The organism is Pseudomonas sp. A0308, from assembly GCF_044218815.1.
GTDB classification, from domain to species: domain Bacteria; phylum Pseudomonadota; class Gammaproteobacteria; order Pseudomonadales; family Pseudomonadaceae; genus Aquipseudomonas; species Aquipseudomonas iridis.
The window spans coordinates 6208520-6234606 of the sequence record NZ_CP162581.1 but is presented as its reverse complement, the minus strand read 5'-3'; the positions used below and the strand labels follow the sequence as shown (position 1 = coordinate 6234606).

At 58.4% G+C, this 26087-nt stretch carries 30 protein-coding genes and 3 tRNA genes; 23 read left to right on the top strand and 10 right to left on the bottom strand.

Going from position 1 to position 26087, the window contains the following annotated elements; genetic code table 11:
• The first annotated feature begins 251 nt into the window (after window positions 1–251).
• The 11 genes from bet to AB4P92_RS28730 all read left to right on the top strand — a co-directional run bounded on the left by bet (window position 252) and on the right by AB4P92_RS28730 (window position 8127).
• On the top strand, window positions 252–1058 hold the full coding sequence (gene bet, locus AB4P92_RS28780; protein ID WP_395598577.1) for a phage recombination protein Bet: 807 nt from the start codon (window positions 252–254) through the stop codon (window positions 1056–1058).
• A complete protein-coding gene (locus AB4P92_RS28775) occupies window positions 1055–2677 on the top strand; it encodes a YqaJ viral recombinase family protein (RefSeq protein ID WP_395598576.1) in 1623 nt (540 codons plus the stop codon). Before bet ends, AB4P92_RS28775 begins: the two co-directional genes overlap by 4 nt.
• Window positions 2674–2916 carry a hypothetical protein gene (locus AB4P92_RS28770; RefSeq protein WP_395598575.1) on the top strand — a complete coding sequence of 81 codons (243 nt, stop codon included), beginning with the start codon at window positions 2674–2676 and terminating at the stop codon, window positions 2914–2916. Before AB4P92_RS28775 ends, AB4P92_RS28770 begins: the two co-directional genes overlap by 4 nt.
• On the top strand, window positions 2913–3377 hold the full coding sequence (locus AB4P92_RS28765) for a hypothetical protein (RefSeq protein WP_395598574.1): 465 nt from the start codon (window positions 2913–2915) through the stop codon (window positions 3375–3377). Before AB4P92_RS28770 ends, AB4P92_RS28765 begins: the two co-directional genes overlap by 4 nt.
• 75 nt (window positions 3378–3452) lie before the next feature.
• Window positions 3453–3818, top strand: coding sequence for a hypothetical protein (locus AB4P92_RS28760; RefSeq protein WP_395598573.1), 366 nt, complete (start codon window positions 3453–3455; stop codon window positions 3816–3818).
• Between the two features lie 64 nt (window positions 3819–3882).
• A complete protein-coding gene (locus AB4P92_RS28755; protein WP_395598572.1) occupies window positions 3883–4494 on the top strand; it encodes a DUF1566 domain-containing protein in 612 nt (203 codons plus the stop codon).
• A gap of 76 nt (window positions 4495–4570) precedes the next feature.
• Window positions 4571–5191 carry a DUF1566 domain-containing protein gene (locus AB4P92_RS28750; RefSeq protein WP_395598571.1) on the top strand — a complete coding sequence of 207 codons (621 nt, stop codon included), beginning with the start codon at window positions 4571–4573 and terminating at the stop codon, window positions 5189–5191.
• Window positions 5192–5245: 54 nt separating this feature from the next.
• Window positions 5246–5602 carry a four helix bundle protein gene (locus tag AB4P92_RS28745; RefSeq protein ID WP_095040486.1) on the top strand — a complete coding sequence of 119 codons (357 nt, stop codon included), beginning with the start codon at window positions 5246–5248 and terminating at the stop codon, window positions 5600–5602.
• A gap of 211 nt (window positions 5603–5813) precedes the next feature.
• On the top strand, window positions 5814–6974 hold the full coding sequence (locus AB4P92_RS28740; protein ID WP_395598570.1) for an RNA-directed DNA polymerase: 1161 nt from the start codon (window positions 5814–5816) through the stop codon (window positions 6972–6974).
• An 11-nt stretch (window positions 6975–6985) separates the two neighbouring features.
• Window positions 6986–7543, top strand: a complete 558-nt coding sequence (locus tag AB4P92_RS28735) for a hypothetical protein (protein WP_395598569.1) — start codon at window positions 6986–6988, stop codon at window positions 7541–7543.
• 14 nt (window positions 7544–7557) lie between these two features.
• On the top strand, window positions 7558–8127 hold the full coding sequence (locus tag AB4P92_RS28730) for a hypothetical protein (protein ID WP_395598568.1): 570 nt from the start codon (window positions 7558–7560) through the stop codon (window positions 8125–8127).
• Between the two features lie 90 nt (window positions 8128–8217).
• Here AB4P92_RS28730 and AB4P92_RS28725 read toward each other — a convergent pair whose 3' ends face one another.
• Window positions 8218–8514, bottom strand: coding sequence for a hypothetical protein (locus AB4P92_RS28725; RefSeq protein ID WP_395598567.1), 297 nt, complete (start codon window positions 8512–8514; stop codon window positions 8218–8220).
• Between the two features lie 167 nt (window positions 8515–8681).
• On the opposite strand from AB4P92_RS28725, the gene AB4P92_RS28720 reads away from it, so the two are divergent.
• From AB4P92_RS28720 to AB4P92_RS28700, 5 genes are all read left to right on the top strand, one after another.
• The gene (locus AB4P92_RS28720; protein WP_395598566.1) at window positions 8682–8993 is read left to right on the top strand and encodes a hypothetical protein; all 312 of its coding nucleotides are present in this window, start codon (window positions 8682–8684) and stop codon (window positions 8991–8993) included.
• Between the two features lie 78 nt (window positions 8994–9071).
• Window positions 9072–9380, top strand: coding sequence for an ead/Ea22-like family protein (locus tag AB4P92_RS28715; protein WP_395598565.1), 309 nt, complete (start codon window positions 9072–9074; stop codon window positions 9378–9380).
• A gap of 198 nt (window positions 9381–9578) precedes the next feature.
• Entirely contained in the window at window positions 9579–9896 is a 318-nt protein-coding gene (locus tag AB4P92_RS28710) for a hypothetical protein (RefSeq protein ID WP_395598564.1), read from the top strand.
• 51 nt (window positions 9897–9947) lie between these two features.
• The gene (locus AB4P92_RS28705; protein ID WP_064116734.1) at window positions 9948–10151 is read left to right on the top strand and encodes a hypothetical protein; all 204 of its coding nucleotides are present in this window, start codon (window positions 9948–9950) and stop codon (window positions 10149–10151) included.
• A gap of 37 nt (window positions 10152–10188) precedes the next feature.
• Window positions 10189–10437 (top strand): AlpA family transcriptional regulator, encoded by a 249-nt coding sequence (locus AB4P92_RS28700; RefSeq protein ID WP_210704974.1) that lies wholly within the window; start codon window positions 10189–10191, stop codon window positions 10435–10437.
• Here AB4P92_RS28700 and AB4P92_RS28695 read toward each other — a convergent pair.
• The 8 genes from AB4P92_RS28695 to AB4P92_RS28660 form a co-directional block, all read right to left on the bottom strand.
• Window positions 10407–11636 carry a tyrosine-type recombinase/integrase gene (locus AB4P92_RS28695; protein ID WP_395598563.1) on the bottom strand — a complete coding sequence of 410 codons (1230 nt, stop codon included), beginning with the start codon at window positions 11634–11636 and terminating at the stop codon, window positions 10407–10409. The genes AB4P92_RS28700 and AB4P92_RS28695 overlap by 31 nt on opposite strands.
• 164 nt (window positions 11637–11800) lie before the next feature.
• Window positions 11801–11887, bottom strand: a tRNA-Leu gene (locus AB4P92_RS28690).
• Between the two features lie 195 nt (window positions 11888–12082).
• Window positions 12083–12156: transfer RNA gene (locus tag AB4P92_RS28685), tRNA-Cys, on the bottom strand.
• A 45-nt stretch (window positions 12157–12201) separates the two neighbouring features.
• Window positions 12202–12277 (bottom strand) — tRNA-Gly (locus AB4P92_RS28680).
• Between the two features lie 60 nt (window positions 12278–12337).
• The gene (gene pgsA / locus AB4P92_RS28675; protein ID WP_200615257.1) at window positions 12338–12898 is read right to left on the bottom strand and encodes a CDP-diacylglycerol--glycerol-3-phosphate 3-phosphatidyltransferase; all 561 of its coding nucleotides are present in this window, start codon (window positions 12896–12898) and stop codon (window positions 12338–12340) included.
• A 32-nt stretch (window positions 12899–12930) separates the two neighbouring features.
• Window positions 12931–14754, bottom strand: a complete 1824-nt coding sequence (gene uvrC, locus AB4P92_RS28670) for an excinuclease ABC subunit UvrC (RefSeq protein ID WP_042562105.1) — start codon at window positions 14752–14754, stop codon at window positions 12931–12933.
• A 1-nt stretch (window position 14755) separates the two neighbouring features.
• Window positions 14756–15397 carry a UvrY/SirA/GacA family response regulator transcription factor gene (uvrY, locus tag AB4P92_RS28665; RefSeq protein WP_016984198.1) on the bottom strand — a complete coding sequence of 214 codons (642 nt, stop codon included), beginning with the start codon at window positions 15395–15397 and terminating at the stop codon, window positions 14756–14758.
• 127 nt (window positions 15398–15524) lie between these two features.
• On the bottom strand, window positions 15525–15968 hold the full coding sequence (locus AB4P92_RS28660) for an N-acetyltransferase (protein WP_200615266.1): 444 nt from the start codon (window positions 15966–15968) through the stop codon (window positions 15525–15527).
• A 639-nt stretch (window positions 15969–16607) separates the two neighbouring features.
• On the opposite strand from AB4P92_RS28660, the gene AB4P92_RS28655 reads away from it, so the two are divergent.
• The gene (locus AB4P92_RS28655) at window positions 16608–17684 is read left to right on the top strand and encodes a 3-deoxy-7-phosphoheptulonate synthase (protein WP_042559376.1); all 1077 of its coding nucleotides are present in this window, start codon (window positions 16608–16610) and stop codon (window positions 17682–17684) included.
• A 56-nt stretch (window positions 17685–17740) separates the two neighbouring features.
• Here AB4P92_RS28655 and AB4P92_RS28650 read toward each other — a convergent pair whose 3' ends face one another.
• A complete protein-coding gene (locus tag AB4P92_RS28650) occupies window positions 17741–18820 on the bottom strand; it encodes a hypothetical protein (protein ID WP_261735763.1) in 1080 nt (359 codons plus the stop codon).
• A 336-nt stretch (window positions 18821–19156) separates the two neighbouring features.
• Between AB4P92_RS28650 and AB4P92_RS28645 the strand changes: the two genes are divergently transcribed.
• The 6 genes from AB4P92_RS28645 (at window position 19157) to AB4P92_RS28620 (ending at window position 26073) form a co-directional block, all read left to right on the top strand.
• Complete coding sequence (locus AB4P92_RS28645) at window positions 19157–20026, top strand: triacylglycerol lipase (RefSeq protein ID WP_047301482.1); 870 nt, start codon at window positions 19157–19159, stop codon at window positions 20024–20026.
• Between the two features lie 96 nt (window positions 20027–20122).
• Window positions 20123–20404 (top strand): peptidylprolyl isomerase, encoded by a 282-nt coding sequence (locus AB4P92_RS28640; RefSeq protein ID WP_003445034.1) that lies wholly within the window; start codon window positions 20123–20125, stop codon window positions 20402–20404.
• A gap of 133 nt (window positions 20405–20537) precedes the next feature.
• A complete protein-coding gene (locus AB4P92_RS28635) occupies window positions 20538–22406 on the top strand; it encodes an extracellular solute-binding protein (RefSeq protein ID WP_395598562.1) in 1869 nt (622 codons plus the stop codon).
• Window positions 22406–23467, top strand: a complete 1062-nt coding sequence (locus AB4P92_RS28630) for a microcin C ABC transporter permease YejB (protein ID WP_042559380.1) — start codon at window positions 22406–22408, stop codon at window positions 23465–23467. Before AB4P92_RS28635 ends, AB4P92_RS28630 begins: the two co-directional genes overlap by 1 nt.
• Window positions 23467–24489, top strand: a complete 1023-nt coding sequence (locus AB4P92_RS28625) for an ABC transporter permease (RefSeq protein ID WP_047301488.1) — start codon at window positions 23467–23469, stop codon at window positions 24487–24489. The genes AB4P92_RS28630 and AB4P92_RS28625 overlap by 1 nt, the downstream gene beginning before the upstream one ends.
• 9 nt (window positions 24490–24498) lie before the next feature.
• Complete coding sequence (locus tag AB4P92_RS28620; protein ID WP_395598561.1) at window positions 24499–26073, top strand: ABC transporter ATP-binding protein; 1575 nt, start codon at window positions 24499–24501, stop codon at window positions 26071–26073.
• The last annotated feature ends 14 nt before the right edge of the window (window positions 26074–26087 follow it).

The window sequence follows — 26087 nt, the reverse complement described above, 5'->3', positions numbered from 1 at the left end:
GTGCAGGAGCCTATGGCGTCGTTCGCGATGGCCAGGGTACGTGCCAGGTGCCGAGATCCACCACCTACAACGTGTTCCGATGACCAGTCTTCAGCGGGCACGCCGCGTGCTGATTCGGCGCGGTTCGTTTCGAGTCCTCTCGATTTACACCTTCCTGATGCTGCTCAGCGCACTCGCCGACCGCATCACTCAATAAACCAAGCATTCAATCGCTGCGCTGGGCGCGGCAAGGAACTCCCGTGAGCGCAGTAATGAAGCAGGAAGACCAATTGCCTGCGATGTCTGAGGCGGCACTTGTTGAGGTGCTGAGCAACAGCCTCTACCCAGGCGCAGAAAAGAACTCGGTGGTGATGGTGTTGGCTTACTGCCAGGCCGCGCATCTGGACCCAATGCTGAAGCCTGTGCACATCGTGCCGATCTGGAACACCAAAGCGAAAAAGATGCAGGACACGGTAATGCCCGGCATTGGTCTTTATCGCATCCAGGCCGCGCGCACTGGGCAGTACGCAGGTATCAGCGATCCTGAATACGGACCGCCAATTACCGCAAAGCTGGGCGGCGTGGACGTCACCTATCCAGAGTGGTGCCGGGTGACCGTCAAACGCCAAATGTCGAACGGCCTCGTTGCCGAGTTCACCGCGAACGAGCGCTGGCTTGAGAACTACGCAACGGCCGGCAAGGACACGATTGCCCCAAACACCATGTGGAAGCGCCGCGCCTTCGCCCAGCTCGCCAAGTGCGCTGAGGCTCAGGCACTGCGCAAGGCTTTCCCTGAGGTCGGATCAGCGCCAACGGCCGACGAGATGGAAGGCAAAACATTCGAAGAGGCGCCGCGCGACGTGAGTCCGCAGCGGCAGCAAGAACCTGAGCCCGAGGCTCTTCCGCCCTACTCCGATGATCTCCTGAAAGAGAACATCGCCAAATGGCAGCCACTGGTTGATGCCAACCGAACCAGCCCAGAACACCTGATCGCGACCATCAGCAGCAAATACATGCTGAGCCCGGCCCAGATCGAAAAAATCCAGAACCTCAAAGCCATCGACGGAGACGCAGCATGAAAATTCACAACGTAGCTCAAGGCTCCGCCGAGTGGCACGCATTGCGCGCTCAGCACTTCACCGCCTCAGAGGCGCCCGCAATGATGGGCGCTTCGAAGTACCAGACCCGCACCGACCTGCTGACCATGAAGAAAACCGGAATTGCGCCGGAGGTCAATCAGGCGCAGCAGTACATCTTCGACAGAGGCCATGCAACTGAAGCGCTTGCCCGGCCACTGGTTGAAGTGATGATCGGCGAGGAGCTTTATCCAGTCGTAGGTACCGAAGGCAATCTGCTCGCCTCCATGGACGGCGCGACGATGCTGGGCGAGACCCTCTTCGAGCACAAGCTTTGGAACGAATCATTGGTCGCCCAGGTGAAGGCCGGCGAGCTGGATCCGCATTACTACTGGCAGCTTGAGCAGCAACTGCTGGTGAGCGGCGCCGAGCGCGTGATTTTCGTTTGCTCCGACGGCACTGCCGAAAACTTCGTGCACATGGAATACCGACCTGTCGCCGGCCGCGCCGCGCAGCTGGTCGAAGGCTGGAAACAGTTCGAGGCCGACCTGGCCAACTTCGAAATGGCAGAGGCTCCGTCGATTATCGTCGGCAAGGCCCCGGACGAGCTGCCAGCGCTACGCATCGAACTCACCGGTATGGTTACCGCGAGCAACCTCAAGGTGTTCGAGGATTCGGCTCTCGCTGTCATCGACTCTGTGAAAACCACCCTGCAGACCGACCAAGACTTTGCCGACGCCAAGAAGGCGGTCAAGTGGTGCGGTGATGTCGAAGAAGCGGTTGCGGTAGCGAAGAAACAAGCGCTCTCCCAAACCCAAAGCATTGACGAGCTTTTCTCGTCTCTTGATCGAATCAGCGCACATGCTCGCGAGACGCGTTTGAAAGTCGACAAGCTCGTTAAGGCTCAAGAGCTGCTGGTGAAGACCAGCATCAAGCAGAAGGCTGAGCAGGCGTTAGCGGATCACGTCGCGGCCATCAATAAAACACTGGGCCGGGTGACGCTGCCAGCGGTTGCTTCCGACTTCGCCGGCGCGATGAAGAACAAACGCACCATTGCCAGTCTGCAGGATGCCGTCGATACCGAGCTGGCTCGAGCAAAAATCGCCGCGAGCCAGTCAGCAGATGCCATTCGCTTGAATTTGACCAGCTTGGCCGAGCTCGCGCCTGACCATGCATTCTTGTTCAACGATATTCAACAACTCGTCCTCAAGGCCAACGATGACCTGGTCGCGCTGATCAAGGTGCGCATCTCTGAGCACCAGAAGGCTGAGGAGCAAAAAGCCGAAGCCCAGCGCGAGCAGATCCGTCAGGAGGAGCTGAAGCGAATCGAAGACGAGGCGAAAGCCAAGGCGCCGGTCGAACAGGTTCCAATTGCCAGCCCGGCACCAGTGAAAGCTGCGGCGCCGGTTCAGTCAGCCTCGAAACCATCGACTTCAACCGCGGCGCCGCTGAACCTGCAGGCCGAAGTGTTTGATCTGGAAGAGCTGATCAAAGCGGTTGCTTACGGCCAAGCGCCAATCTCGGTGCTGACCGTGAGCTGGGAAAACCTCGACGCGCTGGTCGCCGATCAGGGCAACAAATTCAGCATGGCCGGCGTGAGGCTGATAAAGGTGGCAGCATGATCAGTCTCAACCTCAACGCAGTTCGGGCAAAACAGACTGAGTCGGATCGGATCGCCGCTGCGATGGCGGACTTCTGGGTGCGCCCCGGCAGCAACTATCAGGAGCTGCCAACCGCCCGAATGAAGCCAAAGCCGCCCCGCTCGAAGAAAATAGACCCTGAAACGGTCCTCAAGCGGCGCCCGAAGCCGATATCGGCCGCTGACCGCAGGGCTCTGCGCAAAATGGCGGACTCGATATGAAGTCGAAACGCAAACCCAACAACGGTTTCGCCCGGGCTGAACGCAGCTGCCGGGCGCTGCTGCGTACCAACCACGTCGCGGTCGTGAACATCGACCCCAGCGGCAGCCAGATCATGGCGAACTGGAAGAGCTGCCGGCAGATCCGCAGTCTGGCGATCGCCAATGCGATCTTCGATTTCTCGTATCGCTGGACGATCTACATCGCCGCCATGTGTCGAGACGAGCGCGGCGCCGAGTACATCAAGTCGGTGGAGATCTCGCCCGAGGGCATCTACAAGGTCGAGCACCTCACCGATGCGATTGAGCATTACTACCTGGAGCTGCGCAACAGCGCGAACCCTACCCATCTGGTCGCATCAGGCTGGATCGCCATTCCCGACGAGATATCGATGGACGAAGCCCAAGCTGCGAAGCTGTTCTACGCCGCCGGCGCCTGGCATCAGGTGAAGGTCGCAGCGTGAGACGTTTTCGCACCCAACAACGCAAACGACAAACCTGGCTGGACTTGCCGGCCAGCGGAATAGAAGAGGTAGGCCATGGCCGAGGAACAACAGGAGCCGACAGCGGAAGCCATCAAGCAGCGCAGGAAGCGCGAGAAGGCAGCAGCAAAGGACGCCGCATTGGGCGTCGAGAAGTTTACGGTTGAAGTGGCAGGGGTGTTCAAGCCTGACCTGAAGCGGGTCATGGCAGCCCACGGCATCAACAACCAGCAGGACATCCACCAGCGGCTGCTGATCAACCTGATAGCCGCCGACTTCGAAACCCAGGCCACCATGTTACGCGGTGTCAAGACACCTATTGTCGTTACCGAAAAAGTGTCGCGACTTATTGAGGCTGCCGGGAGGAAGTCGCTCGCAGCCGATCCGCCAGAACCTGAAGACGAAATCGAAATTCCGAAATAACCCTACCCACGCTGCGCATCCAGTCACGGAGGGCGGCGCCTTACTGGAACCAACGAGGTATCATATGAAACCCGAAATGATCACCCTGAAGCACGGCGACGCCACGATTAAGATGCCGGCTTCTTCGCTGGCCAAACTGGCACTGGCCAGCACTTTTGCCCTGGTACTGCCACCGGCGTCCAACGTCCAGCCGATAACCGCCCACTCAGTGCCTGCGCTTGGCGCTGAGTGGCCCGGTCAAGGCGGCATCAACGGCGGGCTGGTGGCTGCTCGCGGCGATGTTCCCGCGCACCACCTGATCGTCGCAGCCAAGGATGTTGGCAGTCTTGAGTGGGGCGGGCGTGGAGTGGAGGTGAAGGGTCTGAGCAAGACCGACGGCCACACCAACACACAGGTGCTCATTGGCAATGACGATGAGCGTAAGTACCCAGCTGCCGATGCTTGCGCCGAGTACCAGGCCGAAGGGCATCACGACTTTTACCTGCCAGCGTGTGCGGAGCTGTATCACTGCTGGGTGAACGTGCCTGAACTGTTCGCCAAAGACACCTGGTACTGGTCATCAACGCAGCGCTCCGCCAACCACGCATTCGCCATGCACTTCGGTGATGGCTGTCAGGTCCTCATCGGCAAGCACCACGAGCTCCGCGTCCGCCCCGTCCGCAGATTCTTTATTTAATCCTTCAATAATTCGTTCTTGATCGGCACCGGGCGCAGCAGCGCCTTTTTTGTTGCCTTCGAAAAGAGGAAAGACCATGTCCGCAGCAGCTCAAGCAGCACCAGCAGTGACAATCCCGGAAATCGGCCAGCCCTTCGGCGGCGGGTTCTTCTCCGGCATTACCCGTGACCCAGACACCGGCAAGCGTTACCTGAACATCAGCGCCGGCGCTGCGCACGAACTGGAAGGCGAATGGGGCAAGTACGGCGAGAAGATCGAAGGTGCCGACAGCTTCACTAACAGCCGCGCCAACACCGAGGCGATGGCTGCCGCTGGCAGCGAACTGGCGCAGCAGGTGCTGGCTCTGGATATCGGCGGCTTCACCGATTGGGCAATCCCGGCGCGCGACGTTCAGGAATTGCAGTACCGCCACTTCAAGCCGACCACCGAAGTGAACTGGCAGTACGGTCGCAGTGGTGACAACCCGAACAGCGAGCCTGTCGGCCTGCTGCACACCGAAGAATCACCGGCTCAGACAACGCTGGCCGCCTTCCAAGCAGGCGCCGCCGAAGCCTTTCAGCCCCGCGCCTACTGGTCGAGTTCGCAGCGCTCCGCCAACGGCGCGTTCTACATGGTCTTCGGTGATGGCTATCAGAGCAACGACGCCAAGTACAGCGAGCTCCGCGTCCGCCCCGTCCGCAGTCAATTGATTGATTAATTCGTTTATTCAATCCGGCCGCTTGCGGCCGGTTGCTCTTGGAGAGCGAGCCTCATGGCAATGCACACGGACTTGCAAATCTACAAGGTTTCGCTTGGTCTGCTTCAGATGGCCACGAACCTCACCCGCAACATCCCCCGAGACTTGAAGCAGTCGCTCGGGAAGCGCGTCATCGATGAGTGCATCGACGTGCTGATGTTGATTGCCCGGGCCAACTCGACCCGGGACAAGCATCCACACCTGACTTTGCTGGTCGAGAAAGTCCAGGTTATCGAGTTCCTGATGCGACTCTTCAAAGAGAGTCGGTTTATCAGCGTCCCGCAGCATGCAACGGCCATCGAGGTGACAACCTCAATCGGCAAACAGGCAACCGCCTGGAAGCGTTCTACCCCAACCGCGCCCGCCATCTGAGAGTTACGGCTTTCAGGTCTGTGCGAATTGAATCTGGTCGTGCCGCTGGCCTCTGGGCCACCGCCATGCGCACCAAAGATACCGACGGTCTAAAGCGTCCGTGTAGGTCTTGCGCAGTTTCCTTGCTGATCGGCTCTGCCTTCGGCTTGGCGACGTAGATAGCACGATAGGTCGCAGCGCTCCGCCAACAACGCATTCAACATGAACTTCGATGATGGCAATCAGAACAACAACGACAAGAACAACGAGCTCCGCGTCCGCCCCGTCCGCAGATTCGACTGTTGGCCCCTACCCGTTCAGCGAACTTGTTCAGGCCTATTACGACTGCCGCCGCACGAAGCGCAACAGCGCCAGCGCATTGGCCTTCGAGATGGATCTGGAAAAGAACCTGATCGGTTTACACGACGACCTGCTTGCCAGCACCTACCGGCCAGGCCGATCGATATGTTTTGTGGTCACGCGACCGAAAGCCCGAGAGGTTTGGGCTGCTGCGTTTCGGGACCGCGTCGTCCACCACCTGCTGTACAACCGTGTGGCACCGCGCTTCTACGCCAGCTTCATAGCGGACAGTTGCGCATGCATTCCAGGGCGCGGCACGTTGTACGCCGCGAAGCGCCTTGAATCGAAGATACGCAGCGCTAGCCAAAACTGGTCGAGGCCGATCTTCTACCTCAAGTGTGACCTGGCCAATTTCTTCGTTGCGATCGATAAGCAGGTGCTGCGCCAGCAACTGGCGAGGAAGATCACCGAACCCTGGTGGCTGGTACTGGCCGAAACGATCCTGATGCACGACCCTCGCGAAGACTACGAGGTGCGCAGCCCGGCCCATCTGTTCAACCGGGTACCGCAGCACAAGCGACTGACTGCACAGCCTGCTCACCTCGGCCTGCCAATCGGCAACTTGTCATCGCAGTTCTTCGCGAACGTCTACCTCGACGCACTCGACCAATTCGCCAAGCACCAGCTTGGCGCAAAGCATTACGTTCGCTACGTCGATGACTTCGTATTCCTGCATGAGTCGCCGCAGCAACTGAACGAATGGCGCGAGCAGGTCGAAGTGTTCCTGCCTCGCCTCGGCGCCAAGCTGAACCCCAGCAAGACGATCTTGCAGCCGGTGGATCGGGGCGTGGACTTCGTAGGGCACGTCATCAAGCCGTGGCGGCGATCAACGCGCAAGCGATCGCTGGCCCAGGCACTAAAGCGAACAGCCGCGGCGCCGGCCGAGGATCTTCGCGAAACTGCAAACAGCTACTTCGGCCTGCTCAGTCAGGCCAGCCACAGCGAGAAAGACCGGGCGAAGTTGGCCCGCGTCGTCCAGAGGCGCGGCCATGCAGTCAACGGTGCGCTGACAAAAACCTATCCAAGGAAATGAGGGTCTTCGGAATGATCAATCTCTTCTGGCGCCTGGTCGCCAAGCTGCTCGCCCGCCCGGCCATTGCCGACTGGCTCATCGCCCGCGCCAAGCTCACCCCGTACCAGCACATCATGTCCGCCGACGGCACCGAGATGTACATGGGCCGCTGGTGGCTGTTCAACCCGTACAGCAGGGAGACGCATAAGCCGGCGCTATGGTGGTGCCCGTGGTCGTTCCGCATTCACCACATCATGCGTCCGGATGAAGATCGGGATCTGCACGATCACCCTTGGAACGCCCGGACGATCATCCTGCGCGGTTGTTACACGGAGCAGCGCCTGCTCAATCACGACGACCCGGCGCTGCTCGGACTAAATGTCCCGGCCAGCGCCCAAGCCACCGAATACATCGACCGCCAACCGGGTGACACCGCGCAACTGCTGCACGGCGAATACCACCGGATCGACAAGGTTTTCCACGAAGGCGTCGTCACCCTCTTCATCACCAGCAAGTGGCGCGGTGACTGGGGATTCCTCGTAAACGGCGTGAAGGTGCCTTGGCGCACCTACACCAATTCGGATAACTGACGGGAGCGCGCTGCATGAGCAGTCAATGGAAACTGGTGCCGGTTGAACCTACGCAATCGATTCTTGATGCGATGACGACCGAGCGGAAGAAAGGAAATGGGGTCTTGCAGATGTGGTTCGAGGCCATGGCCGCTGCTCCCGCGCCGCCGATTCCAGCCGACAGCGTCGACTTCGGGATCGATGAACGATCTGTTCGCGTTTCGCAGGAGGCTTACTCAATCTTCCTGGCGCGTGAAGCGGCGGGCCGGGAAAAGATCGAGGCCCTGCAGCAGCGCCTGAACGCAGCGGATCAGCGGATTGATGAGCTGTCGCAAGACAAGACCCGACTCGATGCACTCGAATCGAACTGCTGGGATGTTCGCTTCGACAGCAGCCCCAACGGTGATGCCGGCGACAGCAGCATCAACATCGAGATAGTCGGCCACTGGATGGATAAGCCGACTGAGCGTGTGATCGGTGAGGACTACAGCGAGAACCTTCGCGCCGCCATTGACCAGGCTATGACAGCTCTGGCTTACCCACCGGCCCGACCAGAGTACCCGGAGCTGGATGAAATGCTCGAGCGCGAACATCAGATCCAGTAGGAGAACATCTGTACTCCACACGAAAAATCTTCACTGCCCCCAGAAAATCCTGATTCCAGCCCCTCCCCCTCACTTTTCATTAACTCAAAGTCAGCCGCTACACGATCGAAGAGTACTCGCCCCTACGTCAGTCGCCAGCTTCCGAGCCCGACCTACGCCCCAAGCCATAACTCTTGTCATTGATTCTCGAGGGTGAGAATCGTCAGCCTCTTCATACAGCGCCATGCCATCGGCAGCGTAAATCCCGATGAACATCTCAGTGGTTCCGGCGCGCGAAAGCCTGACTTGCACGTCAATGTAAGTCCCATCACGGAGGATTTCATCGTGAGTTCTGCTGTGCAGCGCAGGATCTGCCCACTTCCAAAATACATCGCCTCGAAGCCTCATAAGTTCTCCCGCCCGCTTCTTGTGAATGTAAACAAACTCCCAAAATTAGACCCATTCGAACGAAGTTCAACTGTGCCGAAAAGGAATCGGACAACTGGTTTGAACAGCTGTACGAATTCAAATTTGATGTACAACTTTTCGCCGCTATAGCGGCAAAGGACGAAGTCATGACCCCTGAAAACCAAAACCCTATGTTCGAACTGGATGGCTCTCAACCTGCGCGTCCAGATCTGCGCTGCTTCAGCGTCGGCGATAACGATTGGGTTGCTGCTACCAGCGAAGAGGAAGCCCGCCGCCTCCTGGCAGAAATGAACGGTGATGACCCTGCCGAATACGCAGATTGGGATGTCGAGCTGACCAGCGAAACCATGCTTGATCGGCAGTGGACCGATGAAGACCCGCCGCACGCCGAATGCGGCTGTCTACGCGATTGGCTGGCTGAAGCAACTGAGCCCACCTACCTGATGGGTACGGAGTGACGCCATGATGCTAAAAGCCGCAGCCATGAGCGCCTGCCTCTGGGGCGCTCTCTACCTCTCTGTTGCAGCGGTGACCTCATGAGCGACCATTCAAAACTCAAAGAGCTGGCCGAGGCCGCAACGCCCGGGCCATGGGATCGCAGCGACGGCAACGAAGTCAGCGTTTCGTACGAAGGCGATGAAGCCTACTGGTCGTGGGAGAACGCTGGTCCGGCGCAGTTGCATGGTTCTGGCACTCAGCCACTCGCCGACGCCGACTTCATTGCAGCCGCTAATCCTGCCGCAGTCTTGGCCCTCATCGCCGAGAACGAAGAGCTGCGGAAGGAACGAGACAACCTGCGCTTAGACCGAGACGGCCTCCTCGAAGCAGGAGCGCACCTACTATGATCCTCGCCACCCTATTCATGCTCCAACACATCTACCGAGGGCCGTGGCGATGAACCATCAACCCAAAGGTGGCATGTGCGCCACCTGCACCCACGCCCACCGCAATTGCAGCCACCTTACCTTCAGCACCATGCCGCCGCTTTCGAACGACGGCCAGACAGTGATCGTGCGCTGCACTGATTTCCAGAGGCGCGAGCGATGAATCGCATGGTCAGCGTCCGCACCGAGGAACTGACCGGCCCGGCGCTGGACTGGGCAATCAACGCGATCGAGGGTGACCAGCGGCCCGGCACCGGACAACTGCAACTCTTCGCCATGCCCGACGCCGAGCAACTGATCACGAAGTACGGCGTCTGGGTCGATGTTGGCCACCGTCAGCCTTGGCTGGCCGACGTCACCAACGATCCGCTCAACCGCCAGCCCGGCGAGACCCGAGCCGTCGCAGTGTTCCGCGCCGTGGTCTTCGCCAAGCGCGGCGCCACGGTCAACGTTCCCGCCGAACTCATCCAGCAGTAACCACTCCCCCTACTCAACAGCCTGCCGGTGTACGGCGGGCGAGGTGTATGCATGTTTATTTGCGCAGAAACCAAGATCGGGCGGTGCAAATCGCTCGGCGATCAGGTGCGCGTTCTGGCGCTTCGCCTCGGTGGCGGTTGGAGTCAGGCGCGCGAGGATCTGGCGAAAGAAGCAGAGCAATGGTTTGGCCGAGAGCCGGTCACTACAAAACAGGAATGGCGCGCCGTCCGCGCCGAAGTCTTCCGCACCGAATAACTACCTTCTGCCGCCACGCGCGGCATGGAGCATCACAATGAATACAGCTCACACCAACGATCAGCACGAATCGCCGATCCAATACATCAAATTGCCCGAGGTGAAACGAATCTGCGGCCTCAGCACGGCCACCATTTACCGAATGGCCGTCAGTGGCAAGTTTCCCAAGCAGGTAAAACTGGGGGCTGCGGCCGTCGGCTGGGTAAAGTCCGAAGTCGACCAGTGGGCGAGCGGCAAGGCAGCAGCAAGGCCGTGTCAGCCTTCCTCCTCAAGTGAATCGAGGTAGTCGGCCCAGTCCTGCATCATTCCCCTCCGCTGCTCCACGTACTCTGCGTGGTTGTAGGTCTTCCGGATCTTGCTTGAGCCAGCGTGCGAAAGCTGCGCCTCAATCCAGTCCTCGTTGTATCCCTTCTCGTTCAAGGTCGTCGAAATCGTGGCGCGGATTCCGTGCCCGGTCAGCCTGCCTTCATATCCCATGCGCCTCAAAGCCATGTTGACTGTGCCGTCGCTGATCGGCTTGCTCGGATCGCTCCGTCCAGCAATCAGCAGTTTGTAGCGGCCAGTCATCTGGTGCAGCTTGCGCGCCTCTTCCATCGCCTGCCGCGACAGCGGCACGAAATAAGGCGGTACAACCCCCTCTCCTTTTACCCTGATGACCTTTTTCAGTTGTTTGACGGTACCGGCCGGAACAGTCCACAGCGCGGCGTCGAAATCGAATTGATCAATCGTTGCGCTTCTCAGTTCGATCGTGCGCACCCCCGTGAGCAGCAGCAGACGAATTGCGCTGCGGGTGTAATCCTTCAGGTCGGCGCGCTTCAGTTCAGCAAGAAACTCTTTCAGCTCATGCTGCCGAAGCATCGGGTTGTGCTTTTCCGGCGGCTCCTTGGCGGCGACGATGTCCAGATCGGCGGCGGGGTTCACGTCCAGATACTCAGACGCAATGCCGTATCGAAATATCTCGTTGAGCCACGTGCGGCATTTGCGAGCGACGTTCAGTGCCCCGCGCTTTTCAATGATCCGCAGAGTCGCTAGTACATCCTTGCGCGAGACTTCGGCGATCGGGATTTTTCCCAAGGAGGGCAACAAATCTTTATCCAGATAGAGCTGCGCCTGTTTTGCAGCGCCCTTCTTGGCCTCGGCCCAGCGCGGCAACTTGAACGCGTACCACTCGTTCGCAACAACCTCAAATGTTTTGACCGAAGAATCAGCGGCGGCTTTTTTCTCTTTTCTGCGGTGCGAGCGAGGATCAGTGCCCTTCGCTACAAGCGAGCGAGCTTGATCTCGGAGTTCGCGGGCTTCTTTCAGGGAGATTTCAGGATAGGTACCCAGGGACATGCGCGGCTGGCTGCCGTGCCATGAAAACCTGAAGTGCCAAGACTTCGTGCCGTTTGGGGCAACGAATAGGGACAGTCCACTGGCGTCGGTCAGAGTGAAGCTCTTTTCGGCCGGTTTGGCCTGGCGCACAGCGGTATCAGTGAGAGGCATTAGTACATCACCATGGCAGTCGAACTGGGGAAGGACTGAATGATGTACTAAAAATAATGAGAAGTGGTGAGAACGCTTGATAACTGATGGAAAAGAAAAAGCCCCGCCGGGTCTTAGCCAGCGGGGCTTTTTGATAAGTCTTGAGAAGACATGAGAAGCAGAAATGGTGCCCGAAGCCGGAATCGAACCGGCACGCCCTTACGAGCGGGGGATTTTAAGTCCCATGCGTCTACCAGTTTCGCCATTCGGGCGGTAGCGCTGTGTTGCTGTTTCCAGCGGCATGCTCTCAATCCTGACAGCATGCAGGCTTCAGCAGCCGAGCGGGAAATATATACATCACTTCCCGGTGAAGCAAGTTTGCAATGAACGTTTTAAAGACTAAATCTTGCAACGCACTGCAAATAAAAAAGCTCCGTAAATCATGGATCTACGGAGCTTGTTTATAGTGGAGGCCGAGGTCGGAATCGAACCGGCGTAGGTGGATTTGCAATCCACTGCATAACCATTTTGCTACTCGGCCTCAAAGCATCTGCTGTCAGTAGCGCAACAACAAACACGTACAAATTGGAGCGGGAAACGAGACTCGAACTCGCGACCCCGACCTTGGCAAGGTCGTGCTCTACCAACTGAGCTATTCCCGCTTGGTGATGCGCATTCTATAGAATTAAGAAGCTCCGTCAACCCCTTGATTCAAAAAAGTTTTATTTCTTTTCCACATCGGTCTTCAGATGTGGCCAGGCGGCGCGCAGGTATTGAACCATCGACCACAAAGTCAGGCCTGCCGACACCAGCAGCAAGGTGTAACCCAAGACAACCCAGAAATTGAAATCCTTCGGGTGAGCCAACAGAATCACCAGCGCGAGCATTTGCGCTGCGGTTTTCCATTTGCCGAGATTCGATACAGCCACGTGCGCACGCGCACCGAGTTCAGCCATCCATTCACGCAGCGCCGAAACAACGATCTCGCGACCGATAATCACCGCCGCTGGCAGCGTGAGCCAAAGGTTGCCATGCTCTTGAACCAGCAGCACCAGCGCAACGGCGACCATGAGTTTGTCAGCGACCGGATCAAGAAACGCTCCGAACGGAGTGCTTTGCTCCAGGCGACGCGCCAGATAACCATCCAGCCAGTCCGTTGCTGCCGCAAAGGCAAACACCGAGGCGGAGGCCATGTAGCTCCACTGATATGGCAGATAGAACAGCAAAATGAAGATCGGGATGAGCAGGACGCGTAGAACGGTAATCAGATTAGGGATATTCATCGGCACAACTGGCTACGAGGTGAAGGGGCATTCTACTCGCTATGCAGGTTCGCATAAATCGACTCTGCGAGCTTTTTACTGATCCCCGGGGCTTTCGCTATCTCTTCGATGCTTGCACGAGTCAGCTCTTGCAATCCACCAAAATGTTTCAACAAGTCGCGACGTCGAGTCGGCCCTACTCCGGCAACGCCTTCCAGCGTTGACGTACGGCGAGTTTTGCCGCGACGTGCTCGGTGCCCTGTAATTGCAAAACGGTGCGCTTCATCGCGAATCTGCTGAATCAGGTGCAGTGCCGGCGAGTCACCGCGCAAGGTGAATTCATGCGCCGCATCATTCAGATACAACGTTTCGAAACCCGCCTTGCGCGTTGCCCCCTTGGCGACACCGAGCAGGATCAAATCCGGCACGGCCAATTCATTAAGCACGTCGCGGGCCATCGATAGCTGCCCCTTGCCACCGTCGACCAGCAGAATGTCCGGCAACTTGCCCTCGCCGTCCTTGAGTTTGCTGAAACGTCGCGTCAGGGCCTGGTGCATGGCGGCGTAATCATCGCCAGCCGTGACACCCTCAATGTTGTAGCGCCGATAATCCGATTTGATCGCGCCTTCCGGGCCAAAGACAACACAGGATGCGACCGTCGCCTCACCACTGGAGTGACTGATGTCGTAACACTCCAGACGTTGCGGTGGCTCATCCAGGTTCAGCACTTCGGCCAAGGCCTCAAATCGCGCAGCAGTGTGCTGACGATTGGCCAGACGCGCACCTAAAGCCTGCTCGGCGTTAGTCACAGCCAATTGCTGCCAACGCGCGCGCGTGCCTCGTACCCGATGACTGATGGCCAGTTCACGACCGCGCAATTCATGGATCGCCTCGATCACCGTCGGAAAGTCTTCGTGCATCACGTTGACGATCAGCTCGCTGGGCAGGTCGCGCTCCGGGCTGCTGATGAAGTAATGACCGAGAAACGCCGCCATGACTTCAGAAACGTCTTCATCAATCCCGACCTGCGGGAAGAAGTTCTTGCTGCCCAGCACGCGTCCGCCACGGACGCTGATCAAATGCACGCAGGCGCCGCCCGGGTTGACGAAGGCTGCGATGACATCGATATCGCCCGTGCCACCCTCCATGCTTTGTTGATCCTGCACACGGCGCAGCAGAGCGATCTGATCACGCAACTCGGCGGCGCGCTCGAATTCGAGGTTGATCGCCGCCTCTTCCATCGCGCTGGACAGCTCGTTGGTCAGCGCATGACTGCGCCCTTCGAGGAACATCACCGAATGACGGACGTCGTCAGCATAAACATCAGGCTCGACCAGCCCGACGCAAGGCGCCTTGCAACGCTTGATCTGGTATTGCAGGCACGGGCGGGTCCGGTTCTTGTAGTAACTGTCTTCACACTGGCGGACGAAGAACGTCTTCTGCAGCAGGCTCAGACTTTCACGGATGGCGCCAGCACTTGGATAGGGCCCGAAATATTTGCCCTTGGCTTTCTTTGCCCCACGATGAATGCTCAAACGCGGGAATTGGCCGTCGGACAAAAATACATATGGGTAGGATTTGTCGTCGCGCAACAGAATGTTGTACGGCGGCCGCCATTCCTTGATCAGCGTCTGCTCTAGTAGCAGCGCCTCGGTTTCATTGGCGGTGATGGTCGTTTCGACCTGAGCAATGCGTCCAACCAGTGCAGCCGTCTTCGGCGCCAGGCCGGTTTTGCGAAAGTAGCTGGCCAGTCGCTTCTTGAGGTTCTTGGCCTTGCCGACATACAACAGGCGCGCATCGCTGTCGAACATCCGGTACACACCGGGGCGCCCGCTGACAGTCGACAGAAAGGCACTGGAATCGAATGTTTCAGTCATGTCAGAGGCTGGCATCAACCATTCCGTGACGAACCGCCAAAAGTGTCAGCTCGACGTCGCTGCTGATCGAAAGCTTCTCGAAAATACGGTAGCGATAGGTGTTCACGGTTTTCGGTGAGAGGCACAACTTGTCGGAAATGATCTGAACCTTCTGACAGCCGACAATCATCAATGCGATCTGGATTTCGCGCTCGGACAAGGCATCGAAAGGTGAGTCATTGGACGGCTGGAAGGACTTGATCGCCAATTGCTGGGCAATCTGCGGGCTGATATAGCGCTGCCCGGCGAAGACCAGCCGAATGGCCTGTACCATTTCCGGCAACCCGGCGCCCTTGGTGAGATATCCCGCAGCACCAGCCTGCAGCAACCGGGTAGGAAAAGGATCCTCTTCACACACCGTAACCGCGACCACCTTGATGTCCGGATGACTGCGCAGCAGTTTGCGCGTGGCCTCAAGCCCGCCGATGCCAGGCATCTTGACGTCCATCAGAACCACATCGGGTTTCAACTCTCGGGCCTTGATCAGGGATTCTTCCCCGGACTCGGCCTGGCCAACCACCTGCAAGCCATCAATATCGGCCAGCATCCGTGTAATGCCCGTACGAACGAGATCATGGTCATCGACCACCAGCACCCTAATCAAGCAGACACCTCGCGATATGGTCATATTGGGATGCGGGACACCTTAGCAAAAAGTGCCCGGCAGACCTAGCGGCAAGCGTCATTTAAAAAGTTTCAAACGATCATTCAGGGCTTGCCGGCCGTGGGTTTCAGAGCACAGGTGTACTGATATCGAGCTGCATTCGCAGGAAACACTCGTCCTCGCCTTGTACGTGTAGTCCTTTTCTCTCATACAATTTTTTTGCCGGATTATTTTCGAACACCGTCAGGCGTAACGCCGGGCGCCTTTCATGCCGGGCCATGCCGATAATCTGGTCGATAGCCCAGGATCCTGCGCCCTGCCCCTGAAAGGCTTCAGCCATTTGCAGTTCACGAATATACAGCGCCCGCGCATCCCGACTCAGACTGAAAAAACCTGCCGGCACATCATCAAGCACTATCAACCAGTTTTCACGCCCCGACCATGCCACGTCGAACGCCTCGTCCTGCCACAACAGCTCATGATGAATGTAGTAATGCAGCATGTTCTGACAGGTGAGCGCGCGGGCAAAAACCAAGTCTTCAGGTGTCGCCCGACACATACGAAATCTCATTTTGCCTCCATCAGCGGACTCACCCGCCCCTGCCATCTGCGGGTAAAAGCGAAGTGTGTCACAACGCATGCTGCACTCAAGCAATAGGTGTTTCACTGGCGGCTCGATAGCATTTTCTGATTGCTGAGGTGTATTGGCCTCTAGTAAGCTCGGCGCATTAATTGGAGACAGACCATGTTCAACGCTCTCTCACAGCTTCACACCGCCAGCGCCCTGCGCTCGGTCGCGGCTGCCCGGGCGAATGACGTTTGCGCTCCGGTCAGCTTTTATTTTGGGTATTGGTTTAGCCACTGGCGCGCCTGATACCCACACGGCGCCCAAGTAAACGGGTCGCCTACCAGAGATTTCTCAACCCCCGGTCGGCTTCCCGACCGGGGGTTTTGTTTTTTCAGGCCACAAACTTTTCAGCCACACACCAGACACTTTGAGGATTCATCAAATGAACTACGCCACTTATTACCGTTACGACAGCTTTAGCGCCTGGCGATTTACCAGCCTCCGCTCGGGACAGCCTGCCGCCTCCGATCGGTCACCTACAGGTGGCAAACCCGAACACGTAGCCAATACGGCCAATTGTCGAACACCCCAGTAGGGCCGAGCGAGCGGGAAGCACCCGCCGCCTGCCCAGGAAGACCGAATATGAACTCGTCCATTTCTGCACTGCCATTGTCCACCCATACTTGCGCCAACGAAGCCCTGACCCTGCGTCTGCCGAGCTCGTTGCAACTCAAGCAGCAATTGCCATTGAGCCATGCCTTGAGCCGCCAGGTCGCCGCCCACCGCCAGGCGGTTCGCGCGATCCTCAACGGCGAAGACCAGCGCCTGCTGGTAATTGTCGGACCCTGCTCAATCCACGACCCTCAGTCCGCCCTTGAATACGCAGGCAAGCTCGCTCGACTGGCTGAACAAGTCAGCGACGAAATGCTTCTGGTGATGCGTGCCTACGTCGAAAAACCGCGCACCACTGTCGGCTGGAAAGGTCTGGCCTACGACCCGCATCTGGATGGCAGTGACGACATGGCCGGTGGCCTGGCACTGTCGCGCGAGCTGATGCTGGAAATGATCCGACTGGGTTTGCCGGTGGCGACCGAACTGTTGCAACCGATGGCCGCCGGCTACTTCGACGATCTGCTGAGCTGGGTTGCCATCGGTGCACGCACCACTGAATCGCAAATCCATCGCGAAATGGCCAGCGGCTTGAGCATGCCGGTGGGCTTCAAGAACGGCACCGACGGTGGTGCGACCGTTGCCGTCGACGCCATGCGTTCGGCAGCCCATCCCCATCGGCATTTCGGCGTCGACAGTCAGGGACACCCGGCCATCATTCAGACACCCGGCAACGTTGACACCCATCTGGTGTTGCGCGGAGGCCATCAGGGGCCGAATCATGATCGCGAGAGCGTGGCACGGATTCACGCCGAACTGATCCGCCTGAAGATCCCGAGCCGGATTATGGTCGACTGCAGTCACGCCAACAGTGGCAAGGATCCATTGCGCCAACCAGGCGTGTTCAACGAAGTGCTTGAACAGCGCTTGCAGGGCGATCGCTCGTTGATTGGCATGATGCTGGAGTCGCATCTGTTCGAAGGCTGTCAGCCACTGAGCGCATCGCTGCAATACGGTGTCTCGATCACCGATGGCTGCCTGGGTTTCAGCGCAACCGAGCAACTGCTGCTCGATGCGGCTCAGCGCCTTGGCACGCAAGCCAGAGGCTGATATCTAGACCTGCCCTCCGGTTTTTAAAAAAAACCGGAGGGCGAAGCGAGTCGCAACTACGCCTCGACCCGCACCAGCGTTACCGCAGACGCCTGACTGACGTCGTCCAGACGCTCGACGGTGTAGGCAACAGAAACAGTCGACCCAAGATGCTCACGCCAGAAGCGCTGTGGAACGATGAAAATCAGCGGTTTGCCTGCGGTTTCCCGGGTGATTTCGCGGTCATCCCGATGATTGAAATATGCACCGTCGCACTTGAGGTAGACCAGCTCACCTTCTTGCGTTTGGGCATTGCCGATCACCACAGTGACGCCATCGATCGAATCCTCTGTCAGTAGCACACCGTCCTCAGCTTCCAGTACATCAGGCGCATCCAGCTCACCGAGCAGCAACGGCGTGATGAGTATTCGCGCGGGCTCGGATTCGCGCACAACCCCACCCGCCTGCTCGATTCGGTAGCGCACCGAGACCTCGCCACCAAGATGCGCCGCGATGTATTCAGGCGCGACCCAAAATGACAGGACATCGGAGACTGCGAAGGTTTCGACCTTCAATCGATCGCTGAACGACAGCGGGGATGCGTCGCCAGACCACAACAACAAAACCTGATCGCCTGCAGCCATGCGGGCGTATGGCTGAAGCGTGATGAGTACGCCTTCAGTGACACGCGCCGGGTCCAGCGTCCCGCCACTTGCACCCTCGACATGCGGCGCAAGCAATTGCGTCCGCGTATCCCCCACGGACAATTGCAGGCGCGCAGACAATGCGGGCTCGGACAATGCTGCGCTGAAGAGTGTCCAGCGGACCTCCAGCGAGCCGCCATCCAAAGCCGCGACGTGCATGCCCTTGATAACGAAAATGACGTCTTTGCCAACCTGAGCGTCGCTGACGAAGCGCACCATTTCATGCTGATAGGCATAACCCTCGATATCCAGGCCGTCCCAGCTCAACAGCAGTTGATCACCACTGGCCATGCCCGAATACGGGGCGATACGGACGACGACCTTGCTTTGCGAGGGGTCGAGGACGGTGCCCTCCAGCGCATCGAGCGTTACTGCTGGCAACAATTCAACTGTCTTGCTGGCGCTGGCAGGGTGGCGCATCCGGTAGCAAAACTCGATCTCATGCGTGTTCATTCGCAATTCCATTCCTTGGACAAAACGCTGTCTTCATTGACGGCGTCGACAGTCAACATTGAACGCGTTTGCAGGCGCTCTCGCTATCAGCCGAATTCGCCGCATCCATGGCGCAAAAGCTATGGAACCGGTAGGCAACTTACACAAAATCGAGCTGCTTCCTGCGGGGGACGGCCAGAGCTTCCGATTTAGGCTTCAACTGCTGCCGAAAACTCCCACGACTACTAGTCCAGATTCACCGGTCAATTGAAGCCTCTTCGTACCTCTTCAACGAGTTGTGTGTTTTAGAGTGGCCCACAGATTCCCCAATGAACTTCTGCGAAGAAAGGTAAGAACATGCAACGGAATGCTGTAACTCGTTATCCCATCCTTCTGGTACACGGCCTGTTCGGATTCGAGCGTATTGGCCATTTCGAGCTGTTTCATGACGTCAAGGAGGCGCTGAAAACCGCTGAAAACAGGGTCTTTGTTCCCCACCTCTCCGCTACCCACAATAATGAAATGAGGGGCGAGCAGTTGCTGGCGCAGATTGATCGTGTCCTGCGAGGCACAGGTGCCAGCAAAGTCAACCTCATCGGCCACAGCCAGGGCGCACTGACTGCAAGATATGCAGCGGCGCTTGCTCCGCACGCCGTCGCTTCGGTGACGTCGGTCAGTGGTCCAAACCACGGTTCGGAACTGGCTGACTTCCTGCGCAAAGCTCTGGTTCCAGGGCAATTGCCGGAACTGGTCGCGCACAACATTGCAACGCTGTTTGGCGATTTCCTTTCATTGCTCAGCGGTAGCGTCAACCTGCCGCAGAACGCGCTGGCGGCGCTCAATGCGCTGACCACCGAGGGGGTTGGCGCTTTCAACGACAAATTTTCACAGGGCTTGCCCAGCACTTGGGGCGGCGACGGCCCCGGAAAGGTCAATGGCGTGCACTATTACTCCTGGAGCGGAGTGCTGCCTGCAAACGGTCTGCCCAGTCTCGATCCGATTCAAGGCGTTCATCGGGCGCTGTCGCAATATTTCATGACAGAGGGACAACAAAATGACGGTTTCGTAGGACGCTTCAGTTCCCACCTGGGGCAAGTGATCCGGTCTGACTATCCGCTGGACCACCTGAGCACCTTGCGCCGTCCTGCCAACGGATTACCCAGTCAGCTCGACCCGATTAGTCTTTACGTAGAGCATGCCGCGCGCCTGAAAGCAGCGAATCTGTGATCAGACAGTCGACAATCCCACGGAACTTTGCCGAGAATTCGGCCACTGATTCCGGTAGGCTCCACACTTTACTGAAATAGATTGGAGAGTTTCCCCATGGCTAAAGCCACTGCCCGCCACATCCTTGTTGCCAGCGAAGACAAGTGCAACGAACTCAAGGCCCAGATCGAAGGCGGCGCTGATTTCGCCGAAGTCGCGAAGGCCAATTCCACCTGCCCATCCAGCCGTCAGGGCGGTGATCTGGGTTCGTTCGGTCCTGGCCAGATGGTCAAGGAATTCGATACCGTGGTCTTCAGCGCGCCGATCAACGTCGTGCAAGGCCCGGTGAAAACCCAGTTCGGTTATCACCTGCTGGAAGTCACCAGCCGTCAGGACTGATCCTTCGTCTGATTGCTATACAACGGCCCGCCTTTTGGTGGGCCGTTGTGTTTCAGTTACACATACGGCTGGCGACTGACGCGCCTCTCGCGTACAACTTGCGCTTATCGATTACCCGGTTCCAAGGCTGACAATGCGACTGGTTTTCCCAACATTGATGCTTACCGCCCTCGCCCTGCTGTCGGGCGTCGCTGGTGTGAACGCTGCACCGCAACATGCGTTGACCGTGTATGGCGAACCCGCCAAGTACCCCGCAGGCTTCAGTCACTTCGACTACGCCAACCCGCAGGCCCCAAAGGGCGGAACGATGCGCCGCTCGGCGCTCGAAATCGGTCACTTTGACCATATCCTTCCTTATATAGACAAAGGCATAGGCGTCAGCCAGATCGACGGCATGCTGTACTCACCGCTGGCACAGCGTTCGATGGACGAGCCCTACACCGTCTACGGCCTGGTCGCGCAAAAAATGGAGCGCTCGGACGACGGCCTGTCGCTACGATTTTTCATCAACCCCAAGGCCCGCTTCGCCGACGGCAAGCCGATCACCGCCGAAGACGTGCGTTACACCTACGATTTGTTGATGACCCAAGGCAGCTTGCGCTATCGCACGCAGTTCGCCGACGTCAAAGGCGTTGAAGTCGAAGCACCGCTGACCGTGCGCTTCGATTTCAAAAGCGATGAAAACCGTACCTTGCCACTGGATATCGCGACCCTGCCGGTGTTTCCCGAACATTGGTGGAAGCGTCGCGATTTTGCCGGCGGTGGTGGTTATGAACCGCCACTGGGCAGCGGCCCTTATCGGGTCGGCAAGGTTGACTCGGGACGGAGTATCACGTTCGAGCGCAATCCCGATTGGTGGGGCAAGGATCTGCCGGTCAGCCGCGGCTTGTACAACTTTGACCATTTCAGCATCGAGTATTTCGGCGACACCGACGTCGCACGCCAGGTGCTGCGCGGTGGCGCCTATGACTACAACCGCGAGTTTTCAGCCACTGGCTACTCGATTGGTTATGACAGCCCTGCCCTGAGCGACGGGCGTCTGCAAAAAGCCCATCTGGCCACCGAGGCGCCGCAATCGGCCCAGGGATTTGTGTTCAACCTGCAGAAACCGACGTTCCAGGATCGACGCGTGCGTCAGGCACTGGCCATGTTGTGGGATTTCGAGTGGAGCAACCGGCAGATGATGCGCAACCTGTACATCCGCCAGCAAAGTTACTTTTCCAATTCGGATCTGGCGGCGCGGGAGTTACCCGATGCACAAGAGCTGAAAATCCTTGAGCCATTGCGTGGACAGATTCCCGACGAGGTCTTCACAAAAGTCTTCGAGGCGCCGAAAACCGATGGCAGCGGCCTGATCCGCGACAAGCAATTGCAAGCCCTCGCTTTGCTTGAGCAGGCCGGCTGGAAGCCTGACGGCGATCAACTGGTGAATGCCGAAGGCGAGCCGCTGAGTTTTACCTTTCTGGTCAGCCAGAACGGCATCGATCGCCTGTTACTGCCCTACAAGCGCACGCTGAAACAGATCGGCATCGACCTTAACATCCGCCGCATCGACGCCTCGCAGTACGTCAACCGCTTGATGAGCCGCGACTACGACATGATCGTCACTGGCTATCCGGTCACTACGTCGCCGGGTGGCGAACTGCTCAACTATTTCGGCTCGTCGGCCGCCAACGACCCTGGCGCCAACAATTACATGGTGTTGAAAAACCCGGCAGTGGACACGTTGATCAACGGCCTGATCCGCGCCTCGACCAAACCCGACATGCTGCACTACGCCCATGCGCTGGACCGCGTGCTGCAATGGAATTACTACTGGATTCCCAACTACTACCCGCCGGGCAGTTCGACGGTCTGGTGGAACCGTTTCGGCATTCCGTCGGTTCAGGCAAGCAATGACGAGGCCATCGAGAGCTGGTGGGAAATCAGCCGTACGCCGCTGACCAATCAACAGATGACCGCCGAGAAAATCACGCGCGGCAGACCCGGAGGACCTCGCTGATGTGGGGTTACATACTGCGGCGTCTGCTGCTGATCATTCCGACACTGGTGATCATTCTGCTGGTCAATTTCGTCATCATTCAAGCCGCGCCGGGCGGCCCGGTCGAGCAGGCGATCGCGCACTTGCAGGGCATTGGCGGGACGAATGTCGGCGGTGGTTCGGGCGAGACCATGAGCGGTACATCACGCGCCAGCCGTGGTCTCGACCCGCAACTGATCAAGGACATCGAAAAACAGTACGGTTTCGACAAACCGGCCCATGAACGGCTGTGGCTGATGCTGAAGAACTACGCGCAACTGGACTTCGGTAAAAGCTTCTTTCGTGGCGCGACGGTCACTGACCTGATCCTGGAAAAAATGCCGGTGACCATCTCGCTCGGGCTGTGGGCCACGCTGATCACTTATCTGGTGTCGATTCCACTGGGCATCCGCAAAGCCGTGCATCATGGCAGCCATTTCGATATCTGGAGCAGCACGGCAATCATTATTGGCTACGCGATGCCGGCGTTCCTGTTCGCGATGTTCCTGATCGTGGTGTTTGCCGGCGGCACCTCGCTGAACTGGTTTCCGGTGCGAGGTCTGGTCTCGGACAACTTCGAATCGCTGTCGACCATTGGCAAGATCGCCGACTACTTCTGGCATCTGGTGTTGCCGGTCACTGCGCTGGTGATCGGTGGATTCGCGACACTGACGATTCTTACCAAGAACTCGTTCCTCAACGAAATCACCCGCCAATACGTGGTCACTGCGCGAGCCAAAGGCTTGAGTGAGCGTCGAGTGCTGTATGGCCACGTGTTCCGCAACGCGATGTTGCTGGTGGTGTCGGGCATTCCTCAAGCCTTTATCAGTGTGTTCTTCGCCGGCTCCCTGCTGATCGAAGTGATCTTCTCCCTCGACGGCCTCGGCCGCATGAGCTACGAAGCGGCGGTTTCCCGAGACTATCCGGTCGTGTTCGGCTCGCTGTTCATCTTCACCCTGTTCGGTTTGCTGATAAAACTGATTGGCGATCTGTGTTACACCCTCGTCGATCCGCGCATCGACTTCGCCGCGAGGAACGCCTGATGTTCAAGCTCTCGCCACTGGGGCGTCGCCGCTTCGAGCGTTTCAAGAAAAACCGCCGGGGCTGGTGGTCGTTGTGGTTGTTTATCGCACTGTTCGTCGTGACGTTAGGCGGTGAACTGATCGCCAATGACAAACCGTTGATGGTCAGCTATCAGGGCCAGTGGTACTTCCCGGTATTCAAACGGCACACCGAACAGGAGTTCGGCGGGCAGTTACCCTTCCAGGCCGATTACCGCAGCGAATACGTGCAGAACCTGATCCGCAAGGACGGTGGCTGGCTGCTGTTTCCGCCCATCCCGTTCAGTGACGACACACCCAATTACGATCTCAACAAACCGGCGCCCAGCCCACCCACGGCAGTCAACTGGCTCGGCACCGATGACCAGTCGCGGGATGTGTTGGCGCGGGTGATCTTCGGCGCGCGGGTTTCGATTCTGTTTGCGCTGATGCTGACGTTTGTCAGCGCGCTGATCGGCATCGCGGCGGGCGCGCTGCAAGGCTATTACGGCGGCTGGGTCGATCTGCTCGGGCAACGTTTGCTGGAGGTATGGTCCGGGTTGCCGGTGCTGTATCTGCTGATCATCCTCTCCGGTTTCGTCGAACCGAATTTCTGGTGGCTGCTGGGGATCATGGCGCTGTTTTCATGGCTGGCATTGGTCGACGTGGTGCGTGCCGAGTTCCTGCGCGGACGCAATCTGGAATACGTCAAAGCCGCGCGCGCCCTGGGTTTGACTGACCGCAAAGTGATTGTCCGGCACATCCTGCCCAACGCCATGAATGCGACGTTAAGCTACCTGCCGTTCATTCTGACCGGAGCGATTTCCACCCTCACCGCGCTGGACTTCCTGGGTTTCGGCATGCCCGCCGGCAGTGCCTCGCTGGGCGAGTTGATTGGCCAGGGCAAGCAGAACTTGCAGGCACCGTGGCTCGGACTGACGGCGTTTTTCACGCTGGCGCTGATCCTTTCCTTATTAGTGTTCATCGGCGAAGCGTTACGTGACGCGTTCGACCCCCGATCCTGAAGCGTGACCATGACTGACAACCTGATTGAAATCCGTAATCTGAACGTCGCCTTCCATGGTCAGACCGTGGTGCGCGACTTGTGCCTGGATATTCGCCCCGGTGAATGCCTGGCACTGGTCGGCGAGTCCGGCTCGGGCAAATCGGTCACAGCGCATTCGATCCTGCAATTGCTCCCCGAAAGCGACGCGCACACCAGCGGCAGCATTCGCTATCGCGGGCAGGAACTGGTCGGCTCCGATCCGAAGGTCCTGCGTGAACTGCGCGGCAATCGCATCGCGATGATCTTTCAGGAGCCGATGACCTCGCTCAATCCGCTGCACACCATCGAAAAGCAGATCGGCGAAACGCTGTTGCTGCACCGTGGCCTCGGTGGCAAAGAGGCGCAAAAACGCATCCTCGAGCTGCTCGGACTGGTGGGCATCCAGAAACCCAAAGAGCGGCTCAAGGCCTATCCGCATCAGTTGTCCGGCGGCCAACGTCAACGGGTGATGATTGCCATGGCGCTGGCCTGCGAACCGGAGTTGCTGATCGCCGATGAGCCAACCACCGCCCTCGATGTCACCGTGCAGCGCAAGATCCTGCTGCTGCTCAAATCCCTGCAACAGCGGTTGGGCATGTCGCTGCTGCTGATCAGCCACGACCTCAACCTGGTGCGCAGCATCGCCCAGCGCGTCTGCGTGATGAAGGCCGGCGAGATTGTCGAGCAGGCGCCCTGCGAAACGCTGTTCACCGAGCCGAAGCATCCTTACAGCTGCGTGCTGCTCAACGCCGAGCCTGATGGCGAAGCATTGCCCCGGGATGAGCGCGAAAACGTCCTGGAGGTCGATGATCTGCGAGTGGAATTCGTCGTCGGTGGCGGGCTGTTTCAGCGCAAACAGTACCTGCGCGCAGTGGACGGCATCAGCCTGAACATTCAGCGCGGCAAGACCTTGGGCATTGTTGGCGAATCCGGTTCGGGCAAGTCGACGCTGGGTCAGGCAATTCTGCGTTTGCTCGATTCGCAAGGCAGCATTCGTTTTCAAGGCACAGCGCTCGATGGCCTTAATCAGAAACAACTGCGACCGTGGCGCCGGCAGATGCAGGTGGTGTTTCAGGATCCGTTCGGCAGCCTCAGCCCTCGGATGTCGGTAGCGCAGATCATCAGCGAAGGCCTGGAAGTGCATTGCGAATCCACCGCCGACGAATGCGATGCACAAGTGATCCGCGTACTCAAGGAAGTCGGACTCGACCCGGACAGCCGTCATCGCTATCCCCACGAGTTTTCCGGTGGCCAGCGCCAACGTATCGCCATCGCCCGGGCACTGGTGCTGAAACCGGCGCTGATTCTGCTCGACGAGCCGACCTCGGCACTCGATCGCACGGTGCAGAAACAAGTGGTCGCCCTGCTCCGTGACCTGCAGGAAAAACATGGTCTGACTTATCTGTTTATCAGCCATGACCTGGCCGTCGTCCGCGCTCTGGCCCACGACATGATCGTGATCAAGGACGGTAAAGTCGTCGAACGTGGCGCGAGTCATGAGGTGTTCGATTCGCCGCAGCACCCGTATACCAAAGAGCTGTTGGCGGCGGCGCATCCGGGCTAGGCATAATCGGTTTC